Source organism: Bacteroidales bacterium (genome assembly GCA_018334875.1).
Lineage (GTDB): Bacteria > Bacteroidota > Bacteroidia > Bacteroidales > UBA12077 > JAGXLC01.
Window position 1 is genome coordinate 1 of the sequence record JAGXLC010000517.1, and the last position, 2601, is coordinate 2601.

A 2601-nucleotide genomic window follows, 5' to 3' on the forward strand; every position below is an offset into this window, starting at 1 on the left:
AACTATTGAAAGAAGCCATTAGAAGCCTTGAGCAATCAGGTACACTACCCAAAAAGAATAAACCTCACAAACTTGCAGGCAACTATTCAGGCTACTGGGAAGCACATTTAAAATCAGACTGGTTAATAATATGGAAACTATATTCAGAAGATCAGGAGGTTTGGTTAACACGAACCGGTACTCATTCCGATTTGTTTTAATTAACAAAAGAGTCAACGGATCCGTCAGTTGCCGGACAAGTTTTACACAGATAAAATAAAAATCCGTGTTAATCCCTTCCCTTCCGGTCAGGCGGGCGTCCAATCACTGTTACAGAATTCTGGTCATACAATTTTGACAAGTTATCTGCGTTACTATAACATATTTGTGACGAAAACAATGAATTATAATTAATCATTTATGGATAACCAGGTTAATATAAAAGAAATCACAAAAGATCTCAATATAGATTATCATACCTTTCTTCATCAGAGCCAACGCCTCTTTATTGAAGAAAAGCTGAAAGAAATCAAAGCTCAGATTCACGAAATTGCTGGAAAGTATAATATTCAATCCATTGCAGAATTTGATAAACTTTACCAGGAAGGCAAAATTGAAGAACATACTTCAATGGAAGATTTTAAAAAATTAGACCGGTTGGAATATCAGCGCGACAAACTCACTTCATACCTCCAGCACATGGAAAATGATTGATCTGCATGAAATAAAATCAATCATTGAAAATTGATTTCCGGGTTATTATTGATCGGGTAACTTTATCAGAAATCAATGAAATGAGGATTCTCCTTAAGGATGATACCTTTATAGATGTATGGTATTCCTTAAAACTTAAGGATCGTTTCAGCTATCATTGGGAAAGAAAATTCAAGAATGGCACTATATACAGACATGACAATATCCCCCATAATAGTTGGAAAAACGTTAAGACATTTCCGAAACACTTCCATAATGGGAGTGAAAAAGAAGTAACCGAAAGTTATATTGACCCCAATCCAGAAACAGGGTTACAAGAGTTTTTACGATTTGTAAGAGATAAGCTGAGTCAGGAAGATTGAAATTGGCGAAAAATATACAGAACCAAATCAATAAAAGCATCCAGTAAAAACCAAAGAAAACAGGGTCCACTAATCCGTCAGGGGCCGGACACGGTTTTACGCCTGCCTGCCTGTCCAGCAGCAGGCGGGCCGGCAAGGCAGGAATCCGTCAAAAGCCGGACACGAATTACACGAATGAAGAAAAATAAGCATGAGTATTTCTTTTATTGCTTAACAACCTGCACAACAAAAATTTCTAATCACCAAAAGCATATTAATCAGTGAAATTCGTGTAATTCGTGGACAAAAATATTTAATATACGTGGAACTTTTATACAAGCAAGAAAGCTACAAAATCATCGGTTCCTGCTACGAAGTCTATAACGAACTCGAATGTGGCTATCTTGAAGCCGTTTACCAGGAAGGCCTGGAAAGAGGATTTCAGCTACAGAACATACCTTAAATAAAAAGTAAAAATGGACCTAAATGAAATAAAAAAACAAATCAAGCCAGTGCTGCAAAAACATGGTATCAATCAGGCTTCAATAGTTGGTTCTGTTGCCAGGGATGAGGACAATGAGAACAGCGATATAGATATCATCATAGAAGCAACAAAAGATATGAGTTTACTCACATTTTCCCGTTTAAAACTGGAGTTGGAAAATGTATTAAAGAAAAAAGTCGATTTGATAGAGCGATCTGCAGTTAAGCCCAGACTTAAAAATTATCTTTTAAAGGATGAAGTAAAAGTCTTTTGATGGCTAAAAAGCGAGATATAACCATTTATCTGGAAGATATAATTGAATCAGCTGACCTCATAAGTGAATATTTAGAGGGATATACCGAACAGGAGTTCATATCATCTAAAGAAAAACAAGATGCCGTCTTAAGGCGTATCCAAATAGTTGGCGAAGCTGCAAAACACATAGATGAAACCTATAGGGAAAAATGGTCACATATTCCCTGGCGGGATATCGCGGGTATGAGAGATATTGTTGTTCACGAATATTTCGGTGTAACCCTTTCAATGGTTTGGAAAGTTGCCACCGAAGATATTCCCATTCTAAGAGAACAAATAAGTAAAATATTGAAAGAACTGCAATAATTAAGATAGATTACTGTATTTAAAAATACGAAAAAAGAAGATTAGAACACGGATCCGTCAGGGGCCGGACACGGTGACGCGGATGCAACGGATCTACACGGATAAAAATCCGCGTTAATCCTTGCCCGTCTGGTCAGGCGGGTGCTCAATCCGCGTTACTGTGTCCGGCAACTGACGGATCAGCGTTCATACAATTAAAAAATCCGTGGTCATCCGCTAAATCCGTGTCATCCGCGTTCCAAATATTCATGTGTTCCATACATTCCCGCGTTCCAAACATTACCATGAAATACCAGGACAAAACCCAAAAGATCATCAACGCCTTTTACAAGGTATACAATACATTGGGTTATGGATTTCTTGAAAAGGTATATCAGAATGCCCTTCTCATAGAGCTAAGAAAGATGGGATTTGACTGTGTAGCAAATTATCCGGTAAAAGTTTATTATGAAGAACAACAGG

7 protein-coding genes are annotated in these 2601 nt (G+C 37.4%); all 7 read left to right on the plus strand.

The features are described 5' to 3' along the window. A partial coding sequence (locus KGY70_20605; protein ID MBS3777607.1) for a type II toxin-antitoxin system YafQ family toxin occupies positions 1-200 on the plus strand: 200 nt, incomplete at its 5' end. Between the two features lie 199 nt (positions 201-399). After that, a complete protein-coding gene (locus tag KGY70_20610) occupies positions 400-693 on the plus strand; it encodes a hypothetical protein (GenBank protein MBS3777608.1) in 294 nt (97 codons plus the stop codon). Between the two features lie 80 nt (positions 694-773). Further along, the gene (locus KGY70_20615; GenBank protein MBS3777609.1) at positions 774-1055 is read left to right on the plus strand and encodes a hypothetical protein; all 282 of its coding nucleotides are present in this window, start codon (positions 774-776) and stop codon (positions 1053-1055) included. Between the two features lie 301 nt (positions 1056-1356). Continuing rightward, positions 1357-1497, plus strand: coding sequence for a GxxExxY protein (locus KGY70_20620; protein MBS3777610.1), 141 nt, complete (start codon positions 1357-1359; stop codon positions 1495-1497). Positions 1498-1510: 13 nt separating this feature from the next. After that, positions 1511-1792: a nucleotidyltransferase domain-containing protein gene (locus tag KGY70_20625; GenBank protein ID MBS3777611.1), complete on the plus strand. Its 282-nt coding sequence runs from the start codon at positions 1511-1513 to the stop codon at positions 1790-1792. Beyond that, complete coding sequence (locus KGY70_20630; protein ID MBS3777612.1) at positions 1792-2139, plus strand: DUF86 domain-containing protein; 348 nt, start codon at positions 1792-1794, stop codon at positions 2137-2139. Before KGY70_20625 ends, KGY70_20630 begins: the two co-directional genes overlap by 1 nt. Before the next feature lie 284 nt (positions 2140-2423). Continuing rightward, positions 2424-2601, plus strand: a 178-nt coding sequence (locus KGY70_20635) for a GxxExxY protein (GenBank protein ID MBS3777613.1), incomplete at its 3' end; no start/stop codon positions are given.

Bases quoted from the DNA above. Each gene is read 5' to 3' on its own strand.
- KGY70_20615 (MBS3777609.1), top strand. From the start codon at position 774: ATGAGGATTCTCCTTAAGGATGATACCTTTATAGATGTATGGTATTCC.
- KGY70_20625 (MBS3777611.1), top strand. From the start codon at position 1,511: ATGGACCTAAATGAAATAAAAAAACAAATCAAGCCAGTGCTGCAAAAA.
- KGY70_20630 (MBS3777612.1), top strand. From the start codon at position 1,792: ATGGCTAAAAAGCGAGATATAACCATTTATCTGGAAGATATAATTGAA.
- KGY70_20610 (MBS3777608.1), top strand. From the start codon at position 400: ATGGATAACCAGGTTAATATAAAAGAAATCACAAAAGATCTCAATATA.